Source organism: Streptomyces sp. C36 (assembly GCF_040932295.1).
GTDB lineage: Bacteria > Actinomycetota > Actinomycetes > Streptomycetales > Streptomycetaceae > Streptomyces > Streptomyces triculaminicus.
Genome location: NZ_JBFQGI010000003.1, coordinates 303,653 through 330,444, shown reverse-complemented (window position 1 = coordinate 330,444; position 26,792 = coordinate 303,653). Strand labels below are relative to the sequence as shown.

25 protein-coding genes are annotated in these 26,792 nt (G+C 74.4%); 15 read left to right on the top strand and 10 right to left on the bottom strand.

Annotation, left to right across the window (positions count from 1 at the left end; genetic code table 11):
* Positions 1-9 precede the first annotated feature (9 nt).
* The 3 genes from pucD to AB4K12_RS11245 are packed head-to-tail and all read right to left on the bottom strand — an operon-like array spanning position 10 to position 3,761.
* Entirely contained in the window at positions 10-2,388 is a 2,379-nt protein-coding gene (gene pucD, locus AB4K12_RS11255) for a xanthine dehydrogenase subunit D (protein WP_368434069.1), read from the bottom strand.
* 3 nt (positions 2,389-2,391) lie between these two features.
* Positions 2,392-2,880: a (2Fe-2S)-binding protein gene (locus AB4K12_RS11250; protein WP_368434068.1), complete on the bottom strand. Its 489-nt coding sequence runs from the start codon at positions 2,878-2,880 to the stop codon at positions 2,392-2,394.
* Complete coding sequence (locus AB4K12_RS11245; protein ID WP_086568083.1) at positions 2,871-3,761, bottom strand: xanthine dehydrogenase family protein subunit M; 891 nt, start codon at positions 3,759-3,761, stop codon at positions 2,871-2,873. Before AB4K12_RS11245 ends, AB4K12_RS11250 begins: the two co-directional genes overlap by 10 nt.
* Positions 3,762-4,018: 257 nt before the next feature.
* Between AB4K12_RS11245 and AB4K12_RS11240 the strand changes: the two genes are divergently transcribed.
* Positions 4,019-5,698 carry a PucR family transcriptional regulator gene (locus tag AB4K12_RS11240; RefSeq protein WP_368434067.1) on the top strand — a complete coding sequence of 560 codons (1,680 nt, stop codon included), beginning with the start codon at positions 4,019-4,021 and terminating at the stop codon, positions 5,696-5,698.
* Positions 5,699-5,930: 232 nt separating this feature from the next.
* Entirely contained in the window at positions 5,931-6,719 is a 789-nt protein-coding gene (locus AB4K12_RS11235) for a hypothetical protein (RefSeq protein WP_368434437.1), read from the top strand.
* A gap of 15 nt (positions 6,720-6,734) precedes the next feature.
* Here AB4K12_RS11235 and AB4K12_RS11230 read toward each other — a convergent pair whose 3' ends face one another.
* Positions 6,735-7,457, bottom strand: a complete 723-nt coding sequence (locus tag AB4K12_RS11230; protein WP_368434066.1) for a GntR family transcriptional regulator — start codon at positions 7,455-7,457, stop codon at positions 6,735-6,737.
* Positions 7,458-7,575: 118 nt separating this feature from the next.
* On the opposite strand from AB4K12_RS11230, the gene AB4K12_RS11225 reads away from it, so the two are divergent.
* Positions 7,576-8,403 carry a (2Fe-2S)-binding protein gene (locus AB4K12_RS11225; protein ID WP_368434065.1) on the top strand — a complete coding sequence of 276 codons (828 nt, stop codon included), beginning with the start codon at positions 7,576-7,578 and terminating at the stop codon, positions 8,401-8,403.
* Between the two features lie 196 nt (positions 8,404-8,599).
* A complete protein-coding gene (locus AB4K12_RS11220) occupies positions 8,600-9,646 on the top strand; it encodes a DUF2637 domain-containing protein (protein WP_362249840.1) in 1,047 nt (348 codons plus the stop codon).
* A gap of 35 nt (positions 9,647-9,681) precedes the next feature.
* Here the strand turns inward: AB4K12_RS11220 and AB4K12_RS11215 are convergent, their stop codons facing one another.
* Together AB4K12_RS11215 and AB4K12_RS11210 are read right to left on the bottom strand one after the other, a co-directional pair.
* Positions 9,682-10,233 (bottom strand): ATP-binding protein, encoded by a 552-nt coding sequence (locus tag AB4K12_RS11215; protein WP_368434064.1) that lies wholly within the window; start codon positions 10,231-10,233, stop codon positions 9,682-9,684.
* A gap of 204 nt (positions 10,234-10,437) precedes the next feature.
* A complete protein-coding gene (locus tag AB4K12_RS11210) occupies positions 10,438-12,234 on the bottom strand; it encodes a protein phosphatase 2C domain-containing protein (RefSeq protein ID WP_368434063.1) in 1,797 nt (598 codons plus the stop codon).
* Positions 12,235-12,345: 111 nt separating this feature from the next.
* Here AB4K12_RS11210 and AB4K12_RS11205 point away from each other — a divergent pair, with 111 nt between their 5' ends.
* A complete protein-coding gene (locus tag AB4K12_RS11205; protein ID WP_368434062.1) occupies positions 12,346-13,029 on the top strand; it encodes a helix-turn-helix transcriptional regulator in 684 nt (227 codons plus the stop codon).
* Positions 13,030-13,074: 45 nt separating this feature from the next.
* Here AB4K12_RS11205 and AB4K12_RS11200 read toward each other — a convergent pair whose 3' ends face one another.
* The 4 genes from AB4K12_RS11200 to AB4K12_RS11185 all read right to left on the bottom strand — a co-directional run bounded on the left by AB4K12_RS11200 (position 13,075) and on the right by AB4K12_RS11185 (position 17,627).
* Entirely contained in the window at positions 13,075-13,572 is a 498-nt protein-coding gene (locus tag AB4K12_RS11200) for a methylated-DNA--[protein]-cysteine S-methyltransferase (RefSeq protein ID WP_368434061.1), read from the bottom strand.
* 2 nt (positions 13,573-13,574) lie between these two features.
* Positions 13,575-15,062, bottom strand: coding sequence for an AlkA N-terminal domain-containing protein (locus AB4K12_RS11195; protein ID WP_368434060.1), 1,488 nt, complete (start codon positions 15,060-15,062; stop codon positions 13,575-13,577).
* 105 nt (positions 15,063-15,167) lie between these two features.
* Complete coding sequence (gene rsgA / locus AB4K12_RS11190) at positions 15,168-16,265, bottom strand: ribosome small subunit-dependent GTPase A (protein WP_368434059.1); 1,098 nt, start codon at positions 16,263-16,265, stop codon at positions 15,168-15,170.
* A 165-nt stretch (positions 16,266-16,430) separates the two neighbouring features.
* Positions 16,431-17,627 carry a YihY/virulence factor BrkB family protein gene (locus AB4K12_RS11185; protein ID WP_368434058.1) on the bottom strand — a complete coding sequence of 399 codons (1,197 nt, stop codon included), beginning with the start codon at positions 17,625-17,627 and terminating at the stop codon, positions 16,431-16,433.
* 236 nt (positions 17,628-17,863) lie between these two features.
* On the opposite strand from AB4K12_RS11185, the gene AB4K12_RS11180 reads away from it, so the two are divergent.
* The 10 genes from AB4K12_RS11180 (at position 17,864) to AB4K12_RS11135 (ending at position 26,739) form a co-directional block, all read left to right on the top strand.
* The gene (locus AB4K12_RS11180) at positions 17,864-19,135 is read left to right on the top strand and encodes a GAF domain-containing protein (RefSeq protein ID WP_368434057.1); all 1,272 of its coding nucleotides are present in this window, start codon (positions 17,864-17,866) and stop codon (positions 19,133-19,135) included.
* Positions 19,136-19,148: 13 nt separating this feature from the next.
* Entirely contained in the window at positions 19,149-19,745 is a 597-nt protein-coding gene (locus AB4K12_RS11175; RefSeq protein WP_368434056.1) for a GNAT family N-acetyltransferase, read from the top strand.
* Complete coding sequence (locus AB4K12_RS11170) at positions 19,712-19,939, top strand: putative leader peptide (protein ID WP_368434055.1); 228 nt, start codon at positions 19,712-19,714, stop codon at positions 19,937-19,939. Before AB4K12_RS11175 ends, AB4K12_RS11170 begins: the two co-directional genes overlap by 34 nt.
* 118 nt (positions 19,940-20,057) lie before the next feature.
* Positions 20,058-21,758 carry a nitrite/sulfite reductase gene (locus tag AB4K12_RS11165; RefSeq protein WP_368434054.1) on the top strand — a complete coding sequence of 567 codons (1,701 nt, stop codon included), beginning with the start codon at positions 20,058-20,060 and terminating at the stop codon, positions 21,756-21,758.
* Complete coding sequence (locus tag AB4K12_RS11160) at positions 21,755-21,931, top strand: hypothetical protein (RefSeq protein WP_368434053.1); 177 nt, start codon at positions 21,755-21,757, stop codon at positions 21,929-21,931. Before AB4K12_RS11165 ends, AB4K12_RS11160 begins: the two co-directional genes overlap by 4 nt.
* Positions 21,918-22,628 carry a phosphoadenylyl-sulfate reductase gene (locus tag AB4K12_RS11155; protein WP_368434052.1) on the top strand — a complete coding sequence of 237 codons (711 nt, stop codon included), beginning with the start codon at positions 21,918-21,920 and terminating at the stop codon, positions 22,626-22,628. Before AB4K12_RS11160 ends, AB4K12_RS11155 begins: the two co-directional genes overlap by 14 nt.
* A gap of 13 nt (positions 22,629-22,641) precedes the next feature.
* Positions 22,642-23,178 (top strand): adenylyl-sulfate kinase, encoded by a 537-nt coding sequence (cysC, locus tag AB4K12_RS11150; RefSeq protein WP_368434051.1) that lies wholly within the window; start codon positions 22,642-22,644, stop codon positions 23,176-23,178.
* Positions 23,175-24,089, top strand: coding sequence for a sulfate adenylyltransferase subunit CysD (gene cysD / locus AB4K12_RS11145; RefSeq protein WP_368434050.1), 915 nt, complete (start codon positions 23,175-23,177; stop codon positions 24,087-24,089). The genes cysC and cysD overlap by 4 nt, the downstream gene beginning before the upstream one ends.
* Before the next feature lies 1 nt (position 24,090).
* A complete protein-coding gene (locus AB4K12_RS11140; protein WP_368434049.1) occupies positions 24,091-25,419 on the top strand; it encodes a sulfate adenylyltransferase subunit 1 in 1,329 nt (442 codons plus the stop codon).
* 210 nt (positions 25,420-25,629) lie between these two features.
* A complete protein-coding gene (locus AB4K12_RS11135) occupies positions 25,630-26,739 on the top strand; it encodes an aliphatic sulfonate ABC transporter substrate-binding protein (RefSeq protein ID WP_368434048.1) in 1,110 nt (369 codons plus the stop codon).
* The last annotated feature ends 53 nt before the right edge of the window (positions 26,740-26,792 follow it).

Below are 26,792 nucleotides of genomic sequence, written 5' to 3'. Positions count from 1 at the left end.
GCTGTGGGGTCAGGTGCCCGTGAGGTGTTCCGGCCGCACCGGCACCCGCGTCAGGGCCAGGCCCGTGGCCTGGCGGACGGCCGCCACGACGGCGGGCGTCGAGGAGAGCGTGGGGGCCTCGCCGACCCCGCGCAGCCCGTAGGGGGCGTGGGTGTCGGCGAGTTCGAGGATGTCGACGGGGATGGCGGGGGTGTCGAGGATGGTGGGGATCAGGTAGTCGGTGAAGGAGGGGTTGCGGACCTTGGCGGTCACCGGGTCCACGACGATCTCCTCCATGACGGCGAGGCCCAGGCCCTGGGTGGTTCCGCCCTGGATCTGGCCGGTGACGGAGAGCGGGTTGAGCGCCTTGCCGACGTCCTGGGCGCAGGCCAGCTCGACGACCTTGACCAGGCCGAGCTCGGTGTCGACCTCGACGACCGCGCGGTGCGCGGCGAAGGAGTACTGCACATGGCCGAAGCCCTGGCCGGTGTGCGGGTCGAAGGGCTCGGTGGGGCGGTGCCGCCATTCCACCTCGGCCTCGACGGCCTCGTCCCCGAGCACGTCGACGAGGTCGGCGAGGACCTCGCCGCCGTCGGTGACCACCTTGCCGTCCTCCAGCAGGAGTTCGGCGGTCGCCCAGGCCGGATGGTACGTCCCGAACCGCGCCCGGCCCCGCTCGAGCACCTCCTCCCGCGCCTTCTCGCACGCGCGCCGTACCGCGCCGCCGGTGACGTAGGTCTGCCGGGAGGCGGAGGTGGAGCCGGCGGAGCCGACGCGGGTGTCGGCGGGGTGGAGGACGACCCGGGCGACGCCCAGCTCGGTGCGGGCGATCTGGGTGTGGACGGTGACGCCGCCCTGGCCCACCTCGGCCATCGCGGTGTGGACGGTGGCCACGGCCTCGCCGCCGACGGTCTCCAGCCGCACCCGGGCGGTGGAGTAGTCGTCGAAGCCCTCGGAGAAGCCCACGTTCTTGATGCCGACGGCGTAGCCGATCCCGCGTACGACGCCCTCGCCGTGGGTGGTGTTGGACAGCCCGCCGGGCAGCGCCCGTACGTCCGGTGCGCCGCCGGCGCTCTCCCACTGGCGCTCCGGCGGCAGGGGCATCGCCTTGACGCGGCGCAGGAGTTCGGCGACGGGCGCGGGGGCGTCCACGACCTGTCCGGTGGGCATCACCGACCCCTGCGTCATGGCGTTGCGGCGCCGGAACTCGACCGGGTCCATCTCCAGCGCGGCCGCGAGCCTGTCCATCTGGGCCTCGTAGGCGAAGCAGGCCTGGACCGCCCCGAAGCCGCGCATGGCGCCGCAGGGCGGGTTGTTGGTGTAGAGGGCGAGGGCCTCGATGCCGACGTGGGGGATCTCGTAGGGGCCCGCCGAGAGGGAGGCGGCGTTGCCGACGACGGCCGGGGAGGAGGAGGCGTAGGCGCCGCCGTCGAGCACGATGCGGCACGTCATGTAGAGCAGCGTGCCGTCGCGGGTGGCCCCGTGTTCGTAGGCCAGCCTGGCGGGGTGGCGGTGGACGTGGCCGAAGAAGGACTCGAAGCGGTTGTAGACGATCTTCACGGGGCGGCCGGTGCGCAGTGCCAGCAGGCAGGCGTGGGCCTGCATGGACAGGTCCTCGCGGCCGCCGAAGGCGCCGCCGACGCCGGAGAGGGTCATGCGGACCTTGTCCTCGGGCAGGCCGAGGACGGGGGCGATCTGGCGGAGGTCGGCGTGCAGCCACTGGGTGGCGATGAAGAGGTCGACGCCGCCGTCCTCGGCGGGCACGGCCAGGCCCGACTCGGGGCCGAGGAACGCCTGGTCCTGCATGCCCATCTCGTACTCGCCGGTGACGACGACCTCGGCCCGGGCCTTCGCGGCGGCCACGTCGCCGCGGACGACGGGCTGGCGGTGGACGATGTTGGGGTGCGCGACATGGGCGGCGTGGGCGTCCGTGCGGCCGGGGTGGAGGACGGGGGCGCCGGGGGCGGTGGCGGACTTCTCGTCGGTGACGACGGGGAGTTCCTCGTAGTCGACCGTGATCCTGGCGGCGGCGCGGCGGGCGGTCTCGGGGTGGTCGGCGGCGACGAGGGCGACGGGTTCCCCGTGGTGGCGCACCACGCCGTCGGCGAGGACGGGGGTGTCCTGGATCTCCAGCCCGTAGCGGGTGGCGGCGGGCAGGTCGTCGTGCGTCATGACGGCGTGCACGCCGGGCGTGGCGAGGGCCGCGGAGACGTCGATCGAGCGGATGCGGGCGTGGGCGTGCGGGCTGCGGAGGGTGAAGCCCCACAGCATGTCCTCGTGCCACAGGTCGGAGGCGTAGGCGAACTCGCCGGTGACCTTGGGGACGCCGTCGGGGCGCGGGGTGGACTCGCCGATGCCGTCCCTGGTGCGGCCGCCCTGGGCCGGGATGGCGGGGGTGGTGTCGCGCACGCCTCAGCCCCCCTGTCCGGTGCGGGCGGCGGCCAGGCGCACGGCGTCGAGGATCTTCTCGTAGCCGGTGCAGCGGCACAGGTTGCCCGAGAGGGCCTCGCGGATGTCGGCGTCGGAGGGCTCGGGGACGCGCTCGAGCAGGTCGTCGGCGGCGACGAGCAGGCCGGGCGTGCAGAAGCCGCACTGGACGGCGCCGGCGTCGACGAACGCCCGCTGGACCACGGAGAGTTCCCCCTCCGGCGTACCGGAGCGGCCCGCCAGGCCCTCGACGGTGACGACCTCGCGGCCCTCGACCTGGCCCGCCGCCACCAGGCAGGCGCAGACCGGCACGCCGTCCAGACGCACGGTGCAGGAGCCGCATTCGCCCTGTTCGCAGGCGTTCTTGGAGCCGGGCAGCCCCAGCCGCTCGCGCAGCACGTACAGCAGGCTCTCGCCCTCCCAGACGTCGTCGGCCTCCCGTCGGCGACCGTTGACGGTGAATGTCACGCGCACCGGGCTCCCCTTCCCTGGCTGTGGCGGTACTCGTCCCAGACCCAGCCCAGCGTGCGGCGGGCCATGACGGCGACGGCGCGCCTGCGGTAGGCGGCGCTGCCGCGCACGTCGTCGATGGGGTTGCAGGCGCCGGCGGCGAGCTCGGCGAAGTGGGCCGCCACCGACGGCGGTACGGCTCCCCCCGACTCCCACAGCCCGCCCTCCTCCAGGGCCGCGGCCAGGAACTCCTCGGCGACGCGGGCCCGTACGGGCGTGGGCGCCGCCGAGCCGATGCCGGTGCGTATCGTGCGGCCGTGCGGGTGCAGGGCGACGCCGAAGGCGCACACGGCGATGACCATGGCGTTGCGGGTGCCGACCTTGGAGAACTGCTGCGGGCCGGTGGCCCTGCGGATGCGTACGGCCCTGATCAGCTCGTCCGGCGCGAGGGCGTTGCGCTTGACCCCGGTGTAGAACTCCTCGACGGGGATCAGCCGGGTGCCGCGCACGGATTGGACCTCGACGTCGGCGCCGGCGGCCAGCAGCGCGGGGTGGCTGTCGCCGGCCGGGGAGGCGGCGCCGAGGTTGCCGCCGACGCTGCCGCGGTTGCGGATCTGCGGGGAGCCGACGGTGTGGGCGGCGAGCGCGAGGCCGGGCAGCTCGGCCCGCAGGTGCTCCATGACGCGGGTGTAGGGGACGGCGGCGCCGAGGCGGACGTCGGGGCCGTCGGTCTGCCACTCGTACAGTTCGCCGACGCGGTTCAGGTCGAGCAGGTACTCCGGCCGGCGGTGGTCGAAGTTGATCTCGACCATCACGTCCGTGCCGCCCGCGATGGGCACTGCCGTGGGGTGCGCGGCCTTGGCGGCCAGCGCCTCCTCCCAGTCGGCGGGGCGCAGGAAGTCCATGGGCGTTCTCTTCTCGAGGGGGGCTGCGGGCGGTCTCGCTCGTGGCTGTTCCCGAAGGGGCCCGGAGGCGTCCGGGAGCGTCGTCAGCGCGGCGCACGGCCAGTACAGCGATGCCTCACCCGACCGGTGCAGTCACCGAAAACATGAAGCGGTTGGCTGGCCAGGGCCCCCGTCTTGTAGATTCGAACGAAAGACGGGGTTCAGAAACCTCACTGCATTCCACTGGTGACAAGAAGACAGATCGGCGGCGACCCACGATGCGGCTGCGCGCACTGCTGGAGACCGATGCGCTGGGCCTGCGGCTGCTCGGCGGCGAGGACGAGCTGGACCGTACGGTCCGCGGCGTGATGACCACCGACCTGCGCGACCCCAGCCGCTACCTCTCCGGCGGGGAGCTGGTCCTGACCGGCCTCGCCTGGAGGCGGGAGCCGGCCGACTCCGAACGGTTCGTGCGGATCCTCACGTCCGCCGGAGTGGCCGGGCTGGCCGCGGGCGAGGCGGAGATCGCCTCCACCCCCGACGACCTGATCGAGGCCTGCGCCCGGCACCGGCTGCCGCTGTTCTCGGTGCACGAGACGGTCTCCTTCGCCTCCATCACCGAGCACGTCGTACGGCAGGTCTCCAGCGAGCGCGCCGGGGACCTGGCGGCCGTGGTCGACCGGCACCGCCGGCTGATGACGGGCGGCCCTGCGGGCGGCGGCCCCGAGGTCGTCCTGGACCTGCTGGGCTCCGACCTGGACCTGCGCGCCTGGGTGCTCTCCCCCACCGGCCGGCAGATCGCCGGCTCCTCCCTGGCCGGGGCGGGCCCCGACCTGCCCGCCGCCGTCGGCGCCGCGCTCGCCGGCGAGCACCTGGCCGCCTCCCGCGGCGGCCGGCGCGGCCCGCACCGGGTGAGCCTGGCGGGCAGCACGTACTCCCTCTTCCCCGTTCGCAGCAGCGGCCGCGCCTCCTCCGCGCGGGACGTGCGCGAGACGGTGCTCTCCGACTGGCTGCTGGCCGTCGAGGCGGACGCCGGCGACTGGCCGGAGGAGCGGCTCGACCTGCTGCACGGCGTCACCCAGCTGATCGCCGTCGAGCGCGACCGGCGCGACGCCGCCCGTACGGTGCGCCGCCGGCTGGCCCAGGAGGTCCTGGAGCTGGTCCAGGCGGGCGCCGCGCCCGCCGAGATCGCGGCGCGGCTGCGGGTGGCGGCCCCCGTGCTGCTGCCGGGCCTGGGCACGGCCCCGCACTGGCAGGTCGTCGTGGCCCGCGTGGAGTGGGAGGACGGCGACATCCCCGGCGGCCCGGTGGCTCAGGCGCTGCTGGAAGAGGTGCTGGTCGACCCGCGGGCCTCCGGCCCGGAGCCCTCCGACCGCATCGCCGTCGCCCACACCGGCGACGAGGCCGTCGCCCTGGTGCCGCTGCCGGCCGAGCTGACCGGGACCGAGGAGTCCGTGCCGGCCGGCCTGCACGCCGACGCCCTGCTGGCCTCCGTGCGCGAGCCGCTCACCGCGGGCCTGGCCGACGACGGCCGACTGACCTTCGGCGTCAGCGCCTCGGTCCACTCGGCGGAGGGCCTGCGCGGCGCCCTGGAGGAGGCCCGGCACGCCCGCCGCGTCGCCGCCGCCCGCCCGGGCCGGGTGTGCGCCGCCGGCCACCAGGAGCTGGCCTCGCACGTCCTGCTGCTGCCCTTCGTCCCCGACGACGTGCGCCGCGCCTTCACCGCCCGGCTGCTGGACCCGCTGCGCGACTACGACCGCCGCCACCGCGCCGAGCTCATCCCCACGCTGGAGGCGTTCCTGGACTGCGACGGCTCCTGGACGCGCTGCGCGACGCGGCTGCACCTGCACGTCAACACGCTGCGGTACCGGGTGGGGCGCATCGAGCAGCTGACGGGCCGCGACCTGTCGCGCCTGGAGGACAAGCTCGACTTCTTCCTGGCCCTGCGGATGAGCTGACGGCCGCCGGCGCGACCCCCGCTCTTCCCTCGTCACATGAGCGGACTACCGCTCAGGGAGCGGGAGTTCTTCGGTAATCTTCGCGGGGGGAGTCGCGGGCCGCGCACCCGGTGCCGAGTTTGTGAACTGGTTCACACCTGACCCTTGGCCGCGCCCGGGTCCTCGTGCTGAGATCGGAGCAGGCTTCCAGCTCGACGGCGCGCTTGGGGAGGGCACTGTGGCGGACACCGCCATGCGGAATTCTGGGTTGTCGGAGCCACACACCGAGGGGGGCGACCCCCTCGAACGAGCGGTCTGGCGGCTGCGCTCGAGGGCCTGCTGGGAGGACGCCGCCGCGCTGCTCGCCCCGCGGGCCGCCACGGAGGCGGGGGTGGCGCTGCGGCGCACGGCGGTGCTGGTCGAGCGGTGCGTGTTCACCGGCGAGGGCTGGGAGGCGGCGGAGGACTCGCTGCGCTCGGCCGAGGCCCTGGCCACCGACGACGAGGAGCGCGGGGCGGCGGCCTGCGAGCGCGGCCACCTGGCGTACGCCGCCACTCTTCTGGGCGTACGCGACCGTGCCGACGAGGCCCGGGCGGCGCTGGGGCGGGCGGCGGCGCTGCTGGCGCCGCGGTCCCCGACCCGACCGCTGCTGGACTTCCGGCGCGGCCTGATCGCCCAGCACCTGTCCGACAACCCCTCCGACGCCACCGCCGCCTTCGAGCGCGCCCACACAGGGGCGACCGCGCACGGCCACCGGCTGCTGCTGTCGTCCACCTGGCGGCACGTGGCGGCCATGGCCGAGCACGACGGCCGGCTGCCGGACGCCCGGCACGGCTTCGCCGAGTCGCTGCGCATCCGGGAGGAGCTGGGCTACCTGGTGGGCATCGCCCCGGCGCTGGCCTCCCTGGCGGCGGTGCTGCCGGACCAGGCGGAGGCGGCACGCCTGCGCGCGGAGGCCGGCCGGCTGGTCCGGCTGCTCGGCGGCGTCCCGGCCTGGCTGGCGGACCGGCTGGGCCGGCCGGCCCCGGCCCCGGCCTCGTAGGAGGGGGGCGGGAGGCTACGCGCCCGGGGCCGGGCCGCAGTGGCGCGTGGCCACCGCCTCGACGGCCGCGAGGTCGCCCGCCGCGAGGGCGTCCAGCAGGGTGAGGTGCTCGGCGGCGTCGGCCACCGGGTCGGCCGCGCCCGACCACTGCGCCCGGCGGTGCAGCTCGCCGGCGACGATCGCGAGCTGGCGGTTTCCCGACAGCTCCAGCAGCGCCCCGTGGAAGGCCCGGTCCGCCTCCGCGTACGCCGCCCGGTCGCCAGCGGCGGCGACGGCCGCCGTCGTCACGGCGAGCGGCCGCAGCTCCTGCCACCGCCGGGCGGGCACCGTGCGGGCCAGCCGCAGCAGGGCGGGCACCTCGAGCAGGGCCCGGACCTCGGCCAGCTCGGCGAGGTCGCGTGGGGTGCGGCTGGCGACGCGGAAGCCGCGGTTGGGGACGACCTCGACGGCGCCCTCGAGCGCCAGCTGCTGCATGGCCTCACGCACGGGCGTCGCGGAGACCCCGAAGCGCTCCCCCAGCACGGGACCGGAGTAGACCTCGCCCGGCACGAGCTCGCCGCTGACGAGGGCCTTGCGGAGGGCGTCGAGCACCTGGCCGCGCACGGAGTACCGCTGCGGCGCCCGGCGGATGAACTGGCTCTCGTCGTGCGTGTGCTCCCCCCGCGCGCCCGGCGTGGCCTGCCGCGGCACACCGGCGGCGGGCCGCGGCACCGCGGTGTGGGGTCTGCCCTGCTCCATTGGGGTTCCTCCTGGTCTCTGGGGGAACGATAGGCGGCTTGTGCGGCAGTTCAAACCCCGATCGACCTGGGTAAGGTAAGGCTTACCTGCCAACGATCGGGATTCGGTGGTCCCTTCCATGCCTGCTGCCTCTCCCGTCCCTTCCGGCTCTCCCCTCGCGGGCGCCTACGCCCGGATGACGGAGCTCCTCCCGGCGGTGACCGTCGTGACCGGCCCTCCGGGCCACGGCGACGGCTGGGTCACGGCGGCGGGCCTCGCGGCCGGCGGCGGCGAGCTGGACGCCTACCTCGCCTGGGACGAGGCTCAGGTGCTGCGCGACTACGGCCTGCGGGCCCGCCCGGACGTGGTGGCGAGCTTCGGGCTGCACCGCTACGCCTGGCACGTCTGCCTCCTGTTCACCCTCCCCTGGTTCCTCGACCGCCGGGTGCCCCGGCTGCCGGGGCGGGCCATCTCCCTGCACCGGGCCGACGGCCGGATCACGGCGGACGCCGGGGAGTTCACCTGCCTGCCCGGCGACCCGGCCGCCGCGCACCCCCGGGCCACGACCGTGACGGACGACGAGGCGCTGCGCCGGGAGCTGCGGACCGCGGTGGCCGCGCACCTCTCCCCGGTGCTGGAGGCCTTCGGGCCGCGCATGCGGCGCGGCCCCCGGGCGCTGTGGGGCATGGCGACCGACGAGACCGCCGAGGGACTGTGGCACCTGGGGCGGCTGCTCGGCGAGGAGGAGCGGGCCCGGCGGGAGCTGGAGCTGCTGCTGCCGGGGGCCACGGCCCCGTACGTCGGGAGCGCGGCCTTCCGCGAGCTGACCGGGCCCGGCGGGCGGACGTTCCCCACCCGCGACCGCGCCAGCTGCTGCTTCTTCTACACGCTGCGGCCCGAGGACGCCTGCATGACCTGTCCGCGCACCGCCGACGCCGTCCGCGTCGCACGGCTGTCAGCCTGCTGAAGCGTTCACGCCACTCCATCCAGTGGATTGAATAGAACTCAATTCCCTTCCCTTTGAAGGGCGTTCGAATTTATTCGTAGCTCTCCGTATATCCTTGCCGTCCATTCGCGGCGAGTTGCCGTGAAACCCCTTGGCATGCGGCCGGGTTCCGTCAGGATGGCGCGCGAAACCCCGTACTGCATGCAAGGGACGCAAGATGAGAGTGACCGACATACCGCTGAATTGGGTGCTTCCCAGTGCCGTTGCGCTCATCGGGGCAGTGGTGGCGGTGACGGTGTACGCGCGCGGCCGGCGGACCGGCCCCGAGGACACGGCGGCCGGCGCGGACTCCTGGGAGCGCAATGAGGAGCGCAGACGCCGCAAGGAAGCCATCTACGGCAGCGCCTCGTACGTACTTCTCTTCTGCTGCGCCGCCGTCGCCGCGGCCCTCTCCTTCCATGGGCTGGTCGGCTTCGGTCAGCAGAACCTGGGGCTGACCGACGGCTGGGAGTACCTCGTGCCGTTCGGCCTCGACGGGGCCGCGATGTTCTGCTCGGTCCTGGCCGTGCGCGAGGCGAGCCACGGTGACGCGGCGCTCGGCTCCCGCATGCTGGTGTGGACGTTCGCGGGCGCCGCGGCCTGGTTCAACTGGGTGCACGCACCCCGGGGGCTGGACCACGCGGGGGCTCCGCAGTTCTTCGCCGGCATGTCGCTGTCGGCGGCCGTGCTCTTCGACCGGGCGCTGAAGCAGACCCGCCGGGCCGCGCTGCGCGAGCAGGGCCTGGTGCCCCGCCCACTGCCGCAGATCCGGATAGTGCGATGGCTGCGGGCGCCGCGCGAGACCTTCGGCGCCTGGTCGCTGATGCTCCTGGAGGGCGTACGGTCGCTGGACGAGGCCGTCGAGGAGGTCCGCGAGGACAAGCGCCAGCGCGCCCAGCACCGGGAGCGCCGCCGGGAGGCGGGCAAGCTCGAGCGGGCCCGCATCAAGGCGTACAACCGTCAGCACCGCGTGTGGGGGCGCCCTCGCGGGGGCCGGCAGGTCGAGGTGACCGGCCCCGCGGTGCCCGCCGCCGCCCAGATCGGGTCACAGGCCGGGCCGGAGCCTTCCATAGTCGAGGGGCAGCTTCCGGTACGTTCCCGGCAGCTCCAGGCGGTGGGCAGGTCCGACCCCATCGACCTCACCGCCGAGGACGACACCCAGGCCATTCCGCGGCTCGACTCGCTGGAGGCCAAACTCGCCCAGATCGAGCGCCAGTTCGGCTGACGCTCGCCCGCCCTGAGCCGTCGCGCGACGCCGGCTCAGGGCTCCTGGGCGTCCAGCTCGAACCAGACGGCCTTGCCCACGCCGTGGGCCCGGACGCCCCACCCGTCGGCGAGGGCGTGGACGAGTGACAGGCCACGTCCGGAGGTGGCGGCCTCCTGGCTGGCCAAGGGCCCGGTGCCGTTGTCGGCCCGGGCCCCCGGCGTGGGCGCACGCGGGTGCCGGGCGAGGAAGTCCCGCACCTCCACCCTCAGCCGCCCCGTGGCCAGGGCCGCCGGACCGCCGTCGAACCGGACCGAGACCACGGCACCGCCGTCGGTGTGCACCAGCGCGTTGGTGACCAGCTCGCTCGTCAGCAACTCCGCGGTCTCCGCCCGCCCGGGCCCGCCCCAACCGGCCAGCAGCGCGCGCAGCTCCGCCCGCACCTCCGCCACGGCCCTCACGTCCTTGCGCCGGAGCCGTCTTTCCCAGAGCGGCCCCGCCGCCGGGGGATCGCTCTCCCCCGCCTCCTCCCGCACCGTGCCGTCGGCCGACCCCGTCCCGTCCTCACGCCGCTCCGCGCCCGCCCAGTGTGCAGTCCGCCGCTTCATCCCTCGCCGCCCCGACCCCTCCCCGGCGCCCCGGCATCGAACACGCTCACGGCAAATGCATGCCCCACGCCCGGCGGAACGACGCCTGTTGACGCATCAACATGGTGATACGAGCGAGATGCGGGCACCTCTTGTGCGCCGCGCGGAAAACTGCCAGGGGGCGCGGCGCCGGGGACCGGCGATATCGCCGGGGACGTGGGCGCGCTAAACCTCCCAGACCGCGCACGCGGAACGGTCGTCGGCGTATCCCTTGACGCGCAGTTGGGCGTCCGCGAGGAACTCCGCCAGCCCCGGCGGCTCCTCCCGGGCCCACCGCTCGGCCAGCCGTACGCTCAGTTCCGGCTCGCCCCGCAGAGGGTCGGCCAGGCCCGCCGTGCACAGCAGCAGGGCGTCGCCGGGGCGGGCGATCGACGCGCGGAAGCGGAAGGGCTCGCTCGGTACCTCGTCGGGGTCGATGACCGGCGTGGTCCCGGGCGTGGGGATGCCGAGGTCCACGGTGATCCGGTCGGCGGGGTCGTACGCGCCCACGGCGTCCGCGCGGCCCGGTGCGAGCTCTCCGGCGGACTCCGGCGCGCGCGGCTCGGGGTCCAGGTCCTGCCAGGCCCCGTCGCGCAGCCGGAAGAGCCCGCCCCCGCCGACGCCGAAGAAGACGCGCGTGCGGCAGCGGACGTCGGCGGGCAGCAGCAGACAGCGCAGCCCGGCGGTGTACTCCGAGGGGCTCAGGCCCAGTGCGGCCGCGCGGCCGCGCAGGCGGCCGTAGGTGCGGTCGGTGAGCCGGTGCAGCCCCGACTTCAGCTCGTCCCGGCGGCCGGCGTGGATGTCCTCGGCGAGCCGGGCGTGGCTGCGGCCCACGGCGCCGCCGATCCACTCGCAGATCTCGCGTGCGGCGCGGTGGGCGCCCTCGGCGGCGCGGGCGCCACTGGCCATGGCGACGAGCAGCAGCGCGTCCTCGCCGGTCCCGAACCGCGCGGTGAGCAGGGCGTCCCGGCGGGGCTCCCCGCGGAAGCGCGCCGAGTCGCCGCGCAGCGAGGTGGCCCGCAGGGTCATCGCGCCGTAACGGGCGCCGTCCAGCACGGTGTCCGGCACGAGGTCCTCCAGGCCGCCGGGGTCGGCCGGGGGCCAGGCGGTGGGCTCGGGCTCGTAGGTGGGCGGGCGGCGGCCCACGAAGTCGGCGGCCCGCAGGCGCGCGCCCTCGCGGCGCGCGGGCCGGCGGTCGGCCGGGGGCGGCGGCTCGGAGACCTCGGCGGCGCCGGAGGCGCGGGCGGCCTCCGAGGGGTCGGCGAGCCCGGGGAGGCCGGAGCCGAGGGCCATGCCGGCGATGTCCCGGGGGCCCGTGACGTCGGGGACGCCCGGCGTTCCGGCGCGGTCCGTCATCGTGGCTGCCGTCGCCTCGGCGGTCGTCACCCCGGAGCCGCCCGTGGTCTCGGCGACGCCCGTGACCTCGGCGATGTCCATGATCCCCGCGTCGTCCGGGCCTCCGTCGCCGTCCTCCGCCGGGGCCGGCCCGGGCGCGTCGGCGGGCTCGCGCGCGTCGCGGGGCACGAGCAGGGGCGGCACGGGCGGCGGCGAGACCCGGGTCCGGGGATCGGGGGGCGGCGGCCCGTCGGGCCGGGGCACGGGGCCTGCGGGCGGGCGGAGTTCGGGCGGGCCGTCGAAGCCGGGCGACTGGTGGGCCGGGACGGGCAGGGTGCCGTTGGGGGTGGCCGGCCAGCGCTTCGCCTGCCGGGGCACGCCGCGCGAGAGGGCGGGCGAGAGCCCTGCCGGGGACACGGACGGCGGCCCCAGAACGGGCCCGCCGGGTGGCTCGGTGATCCTCGGCCGCCTCGGTTCGGCCCTCGGACGGGATGATTCCGGCCCCACCACCGCCGAGGCGGAGGAGAATCTCTCGTCGAGGCTGTCGCCCGTGGATGCGGCGCCTGCCGTGTCGGGCTCACTCCTGCCGTACAACTCGCGCCACCAGGCGTCCTCTTGTTCGGCGTAATGGTCCCCCTGCTGACTCATGCCCTTATTGTCCACACTGCGGGGCATACGGGAAGAGTGCACGGCGAACACCACCCCAGGGATGATGTCCGAAGCCGCGAACACGGCTGAGGGAATGGGGAGGGATGAGGCGTGCTCGGTGCCATGGGTCTGAACGCCATCCGGCAGACGGCGCAGGGGGAATGGCCGTCGGAGCGGGATGCGGTGGAGGTGGTGACGGGAGGCGAGGCGGTGGCCCGCCGACTGGCGCGGCTGCGGCGCGGCGCGGCGGAAGAAGTGTGCGCCATGTTGACGGGCAGGCCATGGGGGTTGACGGAGAGACCATGGACCGGCGTCCCGGACGACCCGGGCGCGGTCCCGCATCGCACGGTCGTCGAACACGCCACGGCGGAGCTCGGCGCGCACTCCGGCGGGTTGCGGGTGGTCGACCGGATACCCGCCGAGCTGGTCATCGCCGACCGGGGCACGGCCCTGCTGCCGCTGGCCTCCGGCACCGCCGAGTCCGCCGCGCTCCTCGTCCGCTCCGGCCCGCTGCTGGACGCGCTGGTCGACCTCTTCGAGGACGTCTGGCACGAGGGCCGGCCGCCGCTGCCCGCCGCCCCCGGCCGCGCCCTGGCCGGCCCCGACCCCGCCGACCTGCGGATCCTGTGGCTGCTGCTGGAGGGCCTGACGGACGCCAGCGTGGCCAAGCAGCTGGGGCTGGGCCTGCGGACCGTGCAGCGCAGGGTCAAGGGGCTGATGGAGCTGGCCGGGGTGACCACCCGGCTGCAGCTGGGCCGGCACGCGGCCGAGCACGGCTGGACCGAGCGGCGCTGAGGGCGCGCGGTGCGGGGCGCCCGGCGTCCCGCACCGCGCCGCGGCTCAGACGGCCGCCCCCTCGAGGTCCAGCAGCAGCCGCTTGCGCTCCAGGCCGCCCGCGTAGCCGGTGAGCGAGCCGTCCGCGCCGATCACCCGGTGGCAGGGCCGCAGCACCAGCAGCGGGTTGGCGCCGATCGCCCCGCCCACCGCGCGGACGGCGACGCGCGAGGCGCCGATGCGGGCGGCCAGCTGCCCGTAGCTCGTGGTGGCGCCGTACGGCACGGAGTCGAGCGCGTCCCACACCGTGCGGCGGAATGCGGTGCCCTGGACGTCGAATTCAAGGGCGAAGTCCTTGCGCCGCCCGGCGAAGTAGGCCTCCAGCTGCCGTGCGGCCTCCGCGAAGGCGGCGGGCTCGCGGTGCCAGGCGGACCCGAGGGCCGGGGCGTTCTTCTGTCCCGGTACGGACAGGGACGCGATCGCCGTGCCGCCCGGGGCGGTGGCGGAGGGCCGGCCGGTGAGCAGCAGCGGGCCCAGCGGGCTGTCGATCTCGGTGTACAGCATGGTCAGTCGTCCTTCGCTGCGGTTCGGTCGGTGGCGGCGGTCCACAGGTGGTGCACGGCGTAGGAGCGCCAGGGCCGCCAGGCCTCGGCGTCGGCGGGGCCGGCGCCCAGCGCGGCGAGCCCGTGGCGCACGCCCGCGTCGCCCTGCAGGAACACGTCCGGGTCGCCCAGCGCCCGCATCCGGATGTAGCCGGCCGTCCACGGCCCGATGCCGGGAAGGCCCAGCAGGGCCCGCTCGGCGGCCTCCCGGTCGGCGCCCGCGTCGAGGCGGACCGTGCCGTCCGCCAGGGCCCTGCCGAGGGTACGCAATGTGCGCCTGCGGGCGTCGGGCATGCCCAGCTCGTCCAGGGCGGCGTCGGCCAGCGTCGCGGGCTCGGGGAAGACGTGGGTGAGCGTGCTGTCGGGGGCGGCCAGCGGCTTGCCGTACGCGGCCACGAGCGTGGCGCCGAGCTTCGCCGCCGCCGACAGGGAGACCTGCTGGCCCAGCACGGCCCGCACCGCCTGCTCCTCCGCGTCGGCCGCGCCCGGCGAGCGCAGCCCGGGCCGGGCGGCCACCGGCGCCCGCAGGTGGGGGTCGGCACCCAGGCGCTCGGCGACGGCGTAGGGGTCGGCGTCCAGGTCGAAGAGCCGACGGACGCGCTGGACGGCGGTCGACAGGTCGCGGGGGTCGGTCAGGTGCAGCCGGCAGTCGAGCCAGTCGCCCTGGCCCGCCGCGGCGGGCTCCCGGACCTCGGCCACGCCCGTGCCGTAGGGCAGCCGCAGGGTGCGGCGGTAGAGGCGGGCGCCCGGGGCGCCGGTCGTCTCCTCGATGCCGGCGACGGCCCGCCGCTCCAGGAAGTCGAAGACCTGGCGGGCGGCGTACGGGCCCCGGTGGGCCAGCCGCAGCGGAACGCCGGCGCTCGCGTGGCCGGCGGGGGCGCCGGAACGGCCGCGCAGTTCGCTGGGGGTAAGGGCGTAGACGGCCCGGATCGTGTCGTTGAACTGCCGCACGCTCGCGAATCCCGCCGCGAAGGCGATCTCCGTGACCGGCAGCGCGGTGGTCTGCAGCAGGACCCGTGCGGTGTGGGCGCGCTGGGCCCGGGCCAGGGCCACGGGTCCGGCGCCCAGCTCCTCGGTGAGCTGGCGGTTGACCTGGCGGGAGCTGTAGCCGAGCCGGGCGGCGAGGCCGGCGACGCCCTCGCGGTCGACGACGCCGTCGCCGATCAGCCGCACCGCGCGGCCGACCAGGTCGGCGCGGACGTTCCACTCGGCGGAGCCGGGGGCCGTGTCGGGACGGCAGCGCCGGCAGGCCCGGAACCCGGCCCGCTGGGCGGCGGCGGCCGAGGGGTAGAAGCGCACGTTCCGGCGCTTGGGGGTCACCGCCGGACAGCTGGGCCGGCAGTAGATGCCGGTGGTCCTCACGGCGGTGAAGAATTCGCCGTCGAAGCGGGCGTCCCTGCTGCTCACCGCCTGGTAGCGGGAGTCGTCGAGTCGGCTTGCGGTGTCCGTCATGCGTTCCAGTCTGCGCCGGCGCCACGGGAGTCACTGGCGGGAATCGGACATGGCCCTCGCCCGGGGGCGAGGGCCATGCGTGGTGCTGCCGAGGGGCGGCGGAGGCTAGCGGGAACCGCCCCGCTTCACCTCGGACCAGCGCCTGCCCTCCGCCTGCTTCCGCTTCACGTCGCGGCGCATCTCCGCGCGCAGGCGGGCGTCCGTGCGCGAGGCGATCCAGGCGTTCTCCCGGGTCAGCTTGCGGTAGCTGTCGAGCCGGCGCGCGGGCAGGTCCCCGCTGTCGGCCGCGGCCAGCACCGCGCAGCCCGGTTCGTTCTCGTGCGCGCAGTCGTGGAAGCGGCAGTCCGCCGCGAGGGCCTCGATCTCGGCGAACGTCCGGGCGACGCCGGCCTCGGCGTCCCACAGCCCCACCCCGCGCAGCCCCGGGGTGTCGATCAGCACACCCCCGTGGGGCAGGGGGAGCATGTTGCGCGTGGTGGTGGTGTGCCGGCCCTTGCCGTCCCGGTCGCGCGTGGCCTGAACGACCTGTGCCTCCTCGCCGACGAGGGCGTTGGCGAGCGTGGACTTGCCGGCCCCGGACTGGCCGAGGAGCACCGACGTGCCGCCGGCCAGCACGGCGGCGAGGACGTCGACGCCCTCGCCGGTCTCCGCGCTGACGGCCAGCACCCGGGCCCCGGGCGCCGCCGCCTCGGTGTCGGCCAGCAGATGGCCGAGCACGGTGGCGTCGGGGACGAGGTCGGCCTTGGTGAGCACGACGAGCGGGGTGGCGCCGCTCTCCCAGGCCAGGGTGAGGAACCGCTCGATCCGGCCGAGGTCGAGCTCGACGGCCAGGGAGACGGCGATGACGGCGTGGTCGACGTTGGCCGCGAGGATCTGGCCCTCGGACCGCTGGGAGGACGTGGACCGGACGAAGGCCGTACGCCGGGGCAGCAGGGCCCGGACGTACCCGGCGGCCGGGTCGACGGCGGCCCAGTCGCCGGTGCACATGATGGCCAGCGGGTCGCCGGTGGTGACGAGGGCGGTGTCGGCCAGGGCGTGGCGGGTGCCGTCGCCGTCGGCGACGACGACGTCGCAGCGGCCGCGGTCGACCCGGACGATCCGCCCGGGCACCCACCCCTGGGCGGCGTGCGGGGCGAAGCTGTCAGCGAACCCCGCGTCCCAGCCGTAGGCGGTCAGCGGGCGTGCGGAAGTGAGCTCGGACAAGACGATGGTCCTTCAGGAGGGAGGTGGGATGAATCTGCTTCCGAGTGCGGGCACGGCCCGTCGCAACGACAGTCATCGCGATACTCACCTCCTGTGGAGCGCTTCCTTCTTGCCCGGGGATCGTAAGCGCTCCCCCCGCGGCGTCACCACCGGTTTTCCGCGGCGCTATTCGCGCCGGTGCTTGGCGTGCCGGGGCCCCTGCCGGGGCGGCTGCTCGGGCTTGGTCAGCCGGGAGCGCACATCCTCGGGGGGCAGGAACTGGGCCCAGCGCTCGGGGAACTCCGAGGGCGGCTCACGGTCCTGGCCCATCACCCCGTCCTCCGGGTCGTAGGGGTCGTAGGGGTCGTCCTCCATCTCGTGGACCAGGGCCATCGCGGCCCGTTCGTAGGCGGCCCGGGCGGCGGCGGCCTCGCGCAGGCGGTCGACCTCGGCGCGGGCGGCGGCCGTGGTGACCGACGGCCACACCCGGTCCAGCGCGGCGTTGACCGCGGCGCCGACGAGCACCGCGAAGGCGGAGACGCCGATCCACAGCAGCACCGCGACGGGCGCCGCCAGCGAGCCGTAGATCGTCACGCCCTCGACCGTGTGCGTGAGGTAGATGCGCAGCAGGAGGCTGCCGAGCACCCACATGGCCAGCGCGACGAGCGCCCCGGGGATGTCCTCCGCCCAGGGCGAGCGGACCGGGACGGACACGTGGTAGAGCGTGGTGAGGAAGGCGATGGACAGCACGATGACGACGGGCCAGTACAGGAAGCGGACGGCGTCCGCGCTCCAGGGCACGATGTCCACCACCGCCTCCGGCCCCGCCACCATCAGCGGCAGCGCCACCGCCCCGACGACGAGGGCGACGATGTAGAGGAGGAAGGCCAGCAGCCTGGTGCGGACGATGCCGCGCTTGCCCTCGAGCCCGTACATGATCGTGATGGTGTCGACGAAGACGTTCACGGCCCGGGAGCCGGACCACAGGGCGATGGCGAAGCCGATGGAGATGACGTCGGGACGCCCGATTTTGATGACGTCCTGGACCAGCGGCTCGGCGATCTCCTTGGTGCCCTTGTCGGACAGGACGGTCGAGGAGGCGGCGAGGATGTTCTCCTGGATGGCGCCGATGGTGTCGGTGCCCGTCCAGTCGTCCAGGTAGCGCAGCAGGCCGAGGAGGCCCAGCAGCAGGGGCGGCAGCGACAGGAGGGTGAAGAAGGCCGCCTCCGCGGCGAGCCCCGTGACGCGGTACTCCATGCAGGAGTTGACCGTGTCCTTCAGGAGCAGCCAGGCCATCCTGCGTTTGGAGACGTTGCGATACAAGGCCCTTGCCCGGTGGAGCCGGCCGACCTGCCGGCCCGAATGTTCTTTTGCTGCCTGCACGCCCTAACCGTATCCGCCGCGGGCGGGTCGCTCGTTCCGCTCGCCCCCGGCGGCCGGGGGCGCGGGCGGGGGGCGGCGGGGGGCCGTGGAGGGTGGTGCTGCGCCGACTCGGCACCACCCTCCGGCCGCTCACCGTCACCTTCCGCCCGGGGCGGGGTGGTTCGCAATGGTTGCATGGCGTTGCAATATCGCGGATGACCCTCCACGTGCGGCCCCTCGTTGGGCACCATTGCAGCGTGAAGCGCATACCAATCGACACGGCTCTGCTTCCCGCGGTCCGCGAGGCCGCGCTCTCCGGCGCGCGGCCCCCCGCGCGGCCGCGGACCGTGATCGGTCAGTCGTGGCACCGTGCGCGCGGGCACGGGGTGGACCCGGACGCGGGCCTGTCCGTGCCGCTGATCCCGGTGGACGAGGTGGAGCACCTGCGGCACACCTCCCCGCTGGGGGTGCTGCTGCCGCAGCTGCGCGAGGGCCTGCTCGAGGCGGCCGACGCCGTGCGCCATCTGATCGTCGTCACCGACGCCGAGGGCCGGCTGCTGTGGCGGGAGGGCAGCCCGGGGGTGCGCAGGAGCGCCGACCGGCTGGGTTTCGAGGTGGGGGCCTCCTGGACGGAGGAGGTGGTGGGGACGAACGGGATCGGTCTGGCGCTGGTGGAGCGCCGCCCGGTGCAGGTGCACTCCGCCGAGCACTTCGTCCGCACCCACCACGCGTGGACGTGCGCGGCGGCGCCACTGCACGACCCGCGCGACGGGCGGCTGCTGGGCGTGCTGAACGTCAGCGGTCCCGCGTCCGCCTTCAACCCCACCACGCTCGCCCTGGTGACCGCCGTGGCCAAGGTGTCCGAGGCGGAGCTGCGGGCCCGGCACTGGGAGTCGGTCGACCGGCTGCGCGCGGTCGCGGCGCCCATGCTGGCGCGGGTCGGCGGCCGGGCGCTGGCGGTGGACCGCGACGGCTGGACGGCGGCGGTGACGGGGATGGCCCCGGTGAGCCGGGTGCTGCTGCCCCGGCAGGTGCGGCCGGGGCGGGTGTGGCTGCCGTCGCTCGGCCCGTGCTCGATAGAACCGCTCCCGGACGGCTGGCTGGTGCGCGTCGACGAGGGGGACGGCGAGGACGCCCCGCCCGGCCGGCTGGTGCTGGACCTGCGCCGTCCCCACGACTGGACGGTCACCGTCTCCGGGGGCGCGGGCGAGTGGTCGCACGAGCTCAGCCCGCGCCACGCCGAGGTCCTCTACGTCCTGGCCCGGCACCGCGCCGGGCGGACGGCCGCCGAGCTGGCCTCGGACCTCTTCGGGGACGCCACCCGCACGGTGACGGTCCGGGCGGAGCTGTCGCGGATGCGGCGCACGCTGGCGGGGGTGCTCGGCCACCGCCCGTACCGCTTCGCGGACGGGCTGGACGTCCGGCTGCTGGCGCCGCACCGGGCCGCCGACCTGCTGCCCGCCTCGACGGCCCCGGCGGTGCTGGCCGCGCGGCGGGACCTGGAGGAGGGTGGAAGGACGGGGGTGTGATGGGGTGCGGTGCATGAGTAAGAGCACGACGACGACCGTGACCACCTGGTCCATGGAACAGACCTCGCCGGCCGACCTGCGTCCGGTCCGCGTTCCGGACGCCTCGTCCGGGGTCCGGATCGAGCGGGCGGAGGTGCCCTCGCCGGAGTTCAGCCGCTTCCTGTACACGGCCGTGGGCGGTGACCACACCTGGACGGACCGGCTGCCGTGGACCTACGAGCGGTGGCTCGCGCACCTGGAGCGGCCGGGGGTGGAGACCTGGGTGGCGTACGAGCACGGGACGCCCGCGGGGTACGTCGAGCTGGACCCGCAGCCGGAGGGGACGGTGGAGATCGTCTACTTCGGGCTGATGGAGCGCTTCCAGGGCCGCCGCATCGGCGGGCACCTGCTGTCGTTCGGCACCGCGCGGGCCTGGGACCTGGCCGAGCGGTGGCCGGACCGGGAGCCGACGAAGCGGGTGTGGCTGCACACCTGCAGCAAGGACGGTCCGCACGCGCTCGCCAACTACGAGCGGCGCGGCTTCCGGGTGTTCGAGACGAAGACCGAGGACGAACCGGACACTCCGCCGCCCGGCCCATGGCCCGGCGCGCGGCGCGGCGAGACCGCGTAAGCCACGGACCATCCGAGGTCACCGAAGAGCCGTCTCGCATCTCAAGACGGCTCTTCTCATCATACGGACGACAGTGGACTGGCCGAAGACCGCCGTGCCACGCTTCCGTCATGTCCCGCGCTGGAGTTGCCCTGGTGAGTCGACGTCACGTCGACCTCGGTCGCATGTCCAGCGCCATCTGTCCGGCGGGCTGACAGTCACAGCACCACCGTTCTCCCCCGCCGCCCCCTTCGTCGCGCGGCCGGGACGCCCTTTCCTCCTCCCCTTGCGCCCATCATTGCGGACGTATGTGGACCTTAAGGACATTTCTCCATGGCTGACATCGCTTCGAACTCCCCTTCAGCCGCCCCACCCCGGCGCAAAACCGGCCGTCACCGCGGCGAGGGCCAGTGGGCCGTCGGCCATTTCACGCCGCTCAACGGCAACGAACAGGTCAAGAAGGACGACGACGGTCTCAATGTGCGGACACGCATTGAGACGATCTACTCCAAGGCCGGCTTCCACTCCATCGACCCCAGCGACCTGCGCGGCCGGATGCGCTGGTGGGGGCTCTACACCCAGCGCAAGCCCGGCATCGACGGCGGCAAGACCGCGGTGCTCGAACCGGAGGAGCTGGACGACGAGTTCTTCATGCTCCGGGTGCGCATCGACGGCGGCCGGCTGACCACCGCCCAGCTGCGCGTCATCGGCGAGGTCTCCCAGGAGTTCGCCCGCGGCACCGCCGACATCACCGACCGGCAGAACATCCAGTACCACTGGATCCGTATCGAGGACGTCCCGGAGATCTGGCGACGGCTCGAGGCCGTCGGCCTGTCGACCACCGAGGCCTGCGGCGACACCCCCCGAGTGATCCTGGGCTCGCCGGTCGCCGGCATCGCCGAGGACGAGATCGTCGACGGAACGCCCGCCATCGAGGAGATCCAGCGCCGCTTCATCGGCAACAAGGACTTCTCCAACCTCCCCCGCAAGTTCAAGTCGGCGGTCTCCGGCTCGCCGCTGCTGGACGTGGCCCACGAGATCAACGACGTCGCGTTCGTCGGCGTCCGCCACCCCGAGCACGGGCCGGGCTTCGACCTGTGGGTGGGCGGCGGCCTGTCCACCAACCCCAGAATCGGCGTCCGGCTGGGCACCTGGGTGCCGCTGGAGGACGTCGCCGACGTCTACGGTGGAGTCATCGGCATCTTCCGCGACTACGGCTACCGCCGGCTGCGCAACCGCGCCCGGCTGAAGTTCCTCGTCGCCGACTGGGGGCCGGAGAGGTTCCGGCGGGTGCTCGAGGACGAGTACCTGCGCCGCCCGCTCCTCGACGGGCCCGCGCCCGAGCAGCCGGTGGAGCGGTGGCGGGACCACGTGGGAGTCCACCGGCAGAAGGACGGCCGCTTCTACGTCGGCTTCGCGCCCCGGGTCGGCCGCGTCGACGGCGCCACCCTGACGAAGATCGCGGAGCTCGCCGAGGAGCACGGCTCGGGCCGGCTGCGCACCACCGCCGAACAGAAGATGATCGCGCTCGACGTGCCGGGCGAGCGGGTCGACTCCCTGGTGGCGGGCCTGGAGGCGCTGGACCTGCGGGTCTCCCCCTCGCCCTTCCGGCGCGGCACGATGGCCTGCACGGGCATCGAGTTCTGCAAGCTGGCCATCGTGGAGACCAAGGCACGCGGCTCCTGGGTCATCGACGAACTCGAGCGCAGGCTCCCGGAGTTCGACGAGCCCGTCACCATCAACGTCAACGGCTGCCCCAACGCCTGCGCCCGCATCCAGGTCGCGGACATCGGTCTCAAGGGCCAGCTGGTCCTGGACGACGACGGCCGGCAGGTCGAGGGATTCCAGGTCCACCTGGGCGGCGCGCTCGGCCTCGAGGCGGGGTTCGGCCGCAAGGTGCGCGGCCTGAAGGTCACCGCGGACCGGCTGCCCGACTACATCGAGCGCGTACTGACCCGTTACAGCGAACAGCGCGAGGACGGCGAGCGGTTCGCCGCGTGGGTCGGACGCGCCGCGGAGGAGGACCTCTCATGAGCGAACGAGCGGCTCCCTTCTACTGCCCCTACTGCGGCGACGAGGACCTGCGGCCCTCCGAACAGGGCCATGGCACCTGGGAGTGCGGCGCGTGCAACCGCGCGTTCCGGCTGGCGTTCCTCGGGCTCCTCGCCCGGGGCGTGGCCGAGGGGACATCCCATGACCGCATATGACGAGGACCTGCCGGCCGACCGGCTCCGGCGGCTCGCCGAGCGGGCGGGCCGCGAGCTGGAGGACGCCCCCGCGCTCGACATCCTGCGCTGGGCGGCCGACACCTTCGGCGAGCGCCTGTGCGTGACGTCCTCCATGGAGGACGCCGTGGTCGCGCACCTCGCCGCACGCGCCTTCCCCGGCGTCGACGTGGTCTTCCTGGACACCGGCTACCACTTCCCGGAGACCCTCGGCACCCGCGACGCGGTCGAGGCCGTGATGGACGTCCGCGTCGTCACGATCACCCCGCGCCACAGCGTCGCCGAGCAGGACGCCGCGTACGGGCCGAAGCTGCACGACCGCGACCCGGACCGGTGCTGCGCCCTGCGCAAGGTCGAGCCGCTCACCAGGGGCCTGGCCGGATACGACGCGTGGGCCACCGGGCTGCGCCGCGACGAGTCCCCCACCCGGGCCGGCACCCCCGTGGTGGGCTGGGACGCCCGCAGGGGGAAGGTCAAGGTCGCGCCGATAGCCCGCTGGACCCAGGACGACGTCGACGCCTACGTCGCCGAGCACGGCGTGCTCACCAACCCGCTGCTGATGGACGGCTACGCGTCCGTCGGATGTGCTCCGTGCACCCGCAGGGTACGAGAGGGCGAGGATGTGCGCGCCGGTCGCTGGTCGGGCCGGGGCAAGACGGAATGCGGGCTGCACGAATGACAGGGAGAACGACATGAGCGTGGGCGCCACGGTGTGGCTCACCGGCCTCCCCAGCGCGGGCAAGACGACGATCGCCCGCACGCTGGCGGAACGGCTGCGCGGCGAGGGCCGCCGGGTGGAGGTGCTGGACGGCGACGAGATCCGCGAGTTCCTCTCGGCGGGGCTGGGCTTCTCGCGCGAGGACCGGCACACCAATGTGCGACGGATCGGATTCGTGGCCCAGCTGCTGGCCGCGCACGGCGTGACGGTGCTCGTACCGGTCATCGCCCCCTACGCCGACTCCCGCGAGGCGGTGCGCGAGCTCCACCGGGCGCGCGGCACCGGCTATGTGGAGGTGCATGTGGCGACGCCGGTGGAGGTGTGCTCCGTACGCGATGTGAAGGGCCTGTACGCCCGGCAGGCGGCGGGCGAGATCTCCGGCCTGACGGGCGTCGACGACCCCTACGAGGCGCCGGACGCCCCGGACCTGCGGATCGCCGCGCACGAACAGGGCGTCGAGGAGTCGGCGGCCGAGCTCCACGCGCTGCTGGGTGAGAGGGGGTTGCTGTGACGACGACGGACAGTCCGTACGCCCTCTCGCACCTGGACGTGCTGGAGTCGGAGGCGGTGCACATCATCCGCGAGGTGGCGGGCGAGTTCGAGCGGCCGGTGATCCTGTTCTCCGGCGGCAAGGACTCGGTGGTCATGCTGCACCTGGCGCTGAAGGCCTTCGCGCCCGCGCCGGTGCCCTTCGCGCTGCTGCACGTGGACACCGGGCACAACTTCCCCGAGGTCCTCGCCTACCGGGACCGCACGGTCGCCGCGCACGGCCTGCGCCTGCACGTGGCCTCCGTACAGGAGTTCATCGACCGCGGCGAGCTGCGGGAGCGCCCCGACAGCACCCGCAACCCGCTGCAGACCGTGCCGCTGCTGGACGCCATCGCCCGCCACCGCTTCGACGCCGTCTTCGGCGGCGGGCGCCGCGACGAGGAGAAGGCGCGGGCCAAGGAGCGGGTGTTCTCCCTGCGCGACGAGTTCGGCGGCTGGGATCCCCGCCGCCAGCGCCCCGAGCTGTGGCAGCTGTACAACGGCCGCCACGCGCCCGGCGAGCATGTGCGGGTCTTCCCCCTGTCGAACTGGACCGAGCTCGACGTGTGGCAGTACATCGCCCGCGAGAAGATCGAACTGCCGTCGATCTACTACGCGCACGAACGCGAGGTCTTCGCCCGCGACGGCATGTGGCTCACCCCCGGCGCCTGGGGCGGCCCCAAGGAGGGCGAGCCGGTCGCCAGACGCATGGTGCGCTACCGCACCGTCGGCGACATGTCCTGCACCGGCGCCGTCGACTCCACCGCCCTGACCACGCAGGACGTCATCACCGAGATCGCCGCCTCCCGCCTGACCGAGCGCGGGGCGAGCCGGGCGGACGACCGGCTGTCCGAGGCCGCGATGGAAGACCGCAAGCGCGAGGGGTACTTCTGACATGACCGACCGCACCCTGACCGAGGGCGCGACGTCGCTGCTGCGCTTCGCGACCGCCGGCTCCGTCGACGACGGCAAGTCCACGCTCGTCGGCCGTCTCCTCCACGACTCCAAGGCCGTCCTGGCCGACCAGCTCGAGGCCGTCGAGCACGCCTCGCGCAGCCGCGGTCACGACGCCCCGGACCTGGCGCTGCTCACCGACGGGCTGCGGGCGGAGCGTGAGCAGGGCATCACCATCGACGTCGCCCACCGCTACTTCGCCACCCCCCGCCGCCGGTTCATCCTGGCCGACACCCCCGGCCATGTGCAGTACACGCGCAACATGGTCACCGGCGCGTCCACCGCCGAACTCGCCGTCGTCCTGGTCGACGCCCGCAACGGCGTGGTCGAGCAGACCCGCCGCCACGCCGCCGTGGCCGCCCTGCTGCGCGTGCCGCACGTGGTCCTGGCCGTCAACAAGATGGACCTCGCCGGCTACGCCGAGTCCGTGTTCGCCCCGATCGCCGAGGAGTTCGCCGCCTACGCCGCCTCCCTCGGCATCCCCGAGGTCACCGCGATCCCCATCTCCGCGCTCGCCGGCGACAACGTCGTGACCCCGTCCGCGCACATGGACTGGTACGGCGGCCCCACCGTCCTCGAGCACCTCGAGACCGTGCCGGTCGTCACCGACCCGACCGCCGAGCCCGCCCGCTTCCCGGTCCAGTACGTCATCCGCCCGCAGAGCGCCGCCCACCCCGACTACCGCGGCTACGCCGGCCGGCTCGACTCCGGCGTCCTGCGCGTCGGCGACCGGGTGAGCGTGCTGCCCTCGGGGCGCACCAGCACCATCGCCGGCATCGACGCCCTCGGCGAGAGCGTGGACGTCGCCTGGGCGCCCCAGTCGGTGACCGTGCGGCTGGCCGACGACCTGGACGTCTCGCGCGGCGACCTCATCGCCCCCGCCTCCGGGCCGCCCCCCATCACCCGGGACGTCGAGGCGACGGTGTGCCACGTCGCCGACCGGCCGCTGCGCGTCGGCGACCGCGTCCTGCTCAAGCACACCACCCGCACCGTCAAGGCCCTGGTGAAGGAGCTCCCCTCCCGGCTGACCCTCGACGACCTCTCCCAGCACGCCTTCCCCGGCGAGCTGGCCGCCAACGACATCGGACGGGTGGTGCTGCGTACGGCCGAGCCGCTGGCGCTCGACGCCTACGCCGACTCCCGCCGCACCGGCTCGTTCCTGCTGATCGACCCGGCCGACGGGACGACGCTGACGGCGGGCATGGCCGGCACGGCCTTCGCCGCGGGCGCCGCGCGCCCGGCGGCCGACGACGAGGGCTGGGACTTCTGACCATGACCACCATCGTGCGGGACGTCTTCGCGACCTTCGACAAGGAGGGCGGCCGTGTCGGCAGCGGCGTCCTCGGCAGCGGCCAGGGAGGCGTCGGGCGATGTGCGCGCTGACGTCCGTATCACCGTCTCTGCCCCGTCCCCGACGTCCCAGTGAACCGCCGGGCGTGCCCTAGCCGTACGCACCGGCCCGCGGAGAGGAACCCCCCTCATGCCTGCCGCCGCTCACCCGCCACGCCGCCGCGTCCTCGCGGCCGCCGCCGCCCTCCCCCTGCTGCTCGGCGCCCTGGGCGCCTGCGGCTACGGCTCGGAGAAGAAGGACGACGGCGCGAACGCCGCCGCCCAGGGCCGCAAGCTGTCGGCCGACACCGTACGCATCGGCTACTTCCCCAACCTCACCCACGCCACGCCGCTGGTCGGCGAGCAGGAGGGGATCCTGCAGAAGGCGCTGGGCGGCACCAAGCTCCGCTCGACCACCTTCAACGCGGGACCGTCGGAGATCGAGGCGCTCAACGCCGACTCCATCGACATCGGCTGGATCGGCCCGTCGCCGGCCGTCAACGGCTATGTGAAGTCCAAGGGCAAGAGCCTGAGGATCATCTCGGGTTCGGCGTCCGGCGGGGTGAAGCTCGTCGTCGACCCGAAGAAGATCGGCTCGCTGGAGGACGTCAAGGGCAAGCGGATCGCCACCCCGCAGAAGGGCAACACGCAGGACGTGGCGTTCCTGAACTGGATCGCCGGGCAGGGCTGGAAGGTCGATCCGCAGAGCGGCAAGGGCGACGTGTCCGTCGTCCGCACGGACAACAAGGTGACGCCCGACGCCTTCAAGTCCGGTTCGGTGGACGGCGCCTGGGTGCCCGAGCCGACGGCCTCCAAGCTGGTCTCGGAGGGCGGGAAGGTGCTGCTGGACGAGAGCACGCTGTGGCGGGACGGGAAGTTCGTGATCACCAATGTGATCGTGTCGCAGAAGTTCCTCGAGGAGCACCCCGACGTGGTCGAGGCCGTGCTGCGCGGATCGGTGCGCACCAACGCCTGGATCGCGGCGAACCCGGACCGCGCCAAGGCCTCGGTGAACGCGGCGCTCAAGCGGCTGGGCGGCAAGGAGCTGCCGGCCGAGGTGATCGACCCGGCGTGGCAGTCCATCACCACGACGGACGACCCGCTGGCCCCGACGCTGCAGGCGCAGGCGGACCACGCCGTCAAGGCGGGGCTGCTGGAGGAGCCGGACCTGTCCGGCATCTACGACCTGCGCCCGCTCAACAAGGTGCTCACGGCCGAGGGCAGGCCCTCGGTCGGCGCGGCGAAGCTCGGCAGGCAGTGATGTACGCGGCAGTCGGGGCCCGAAGGCCCGCTCCCCGAACAGGAGGTGGCCGG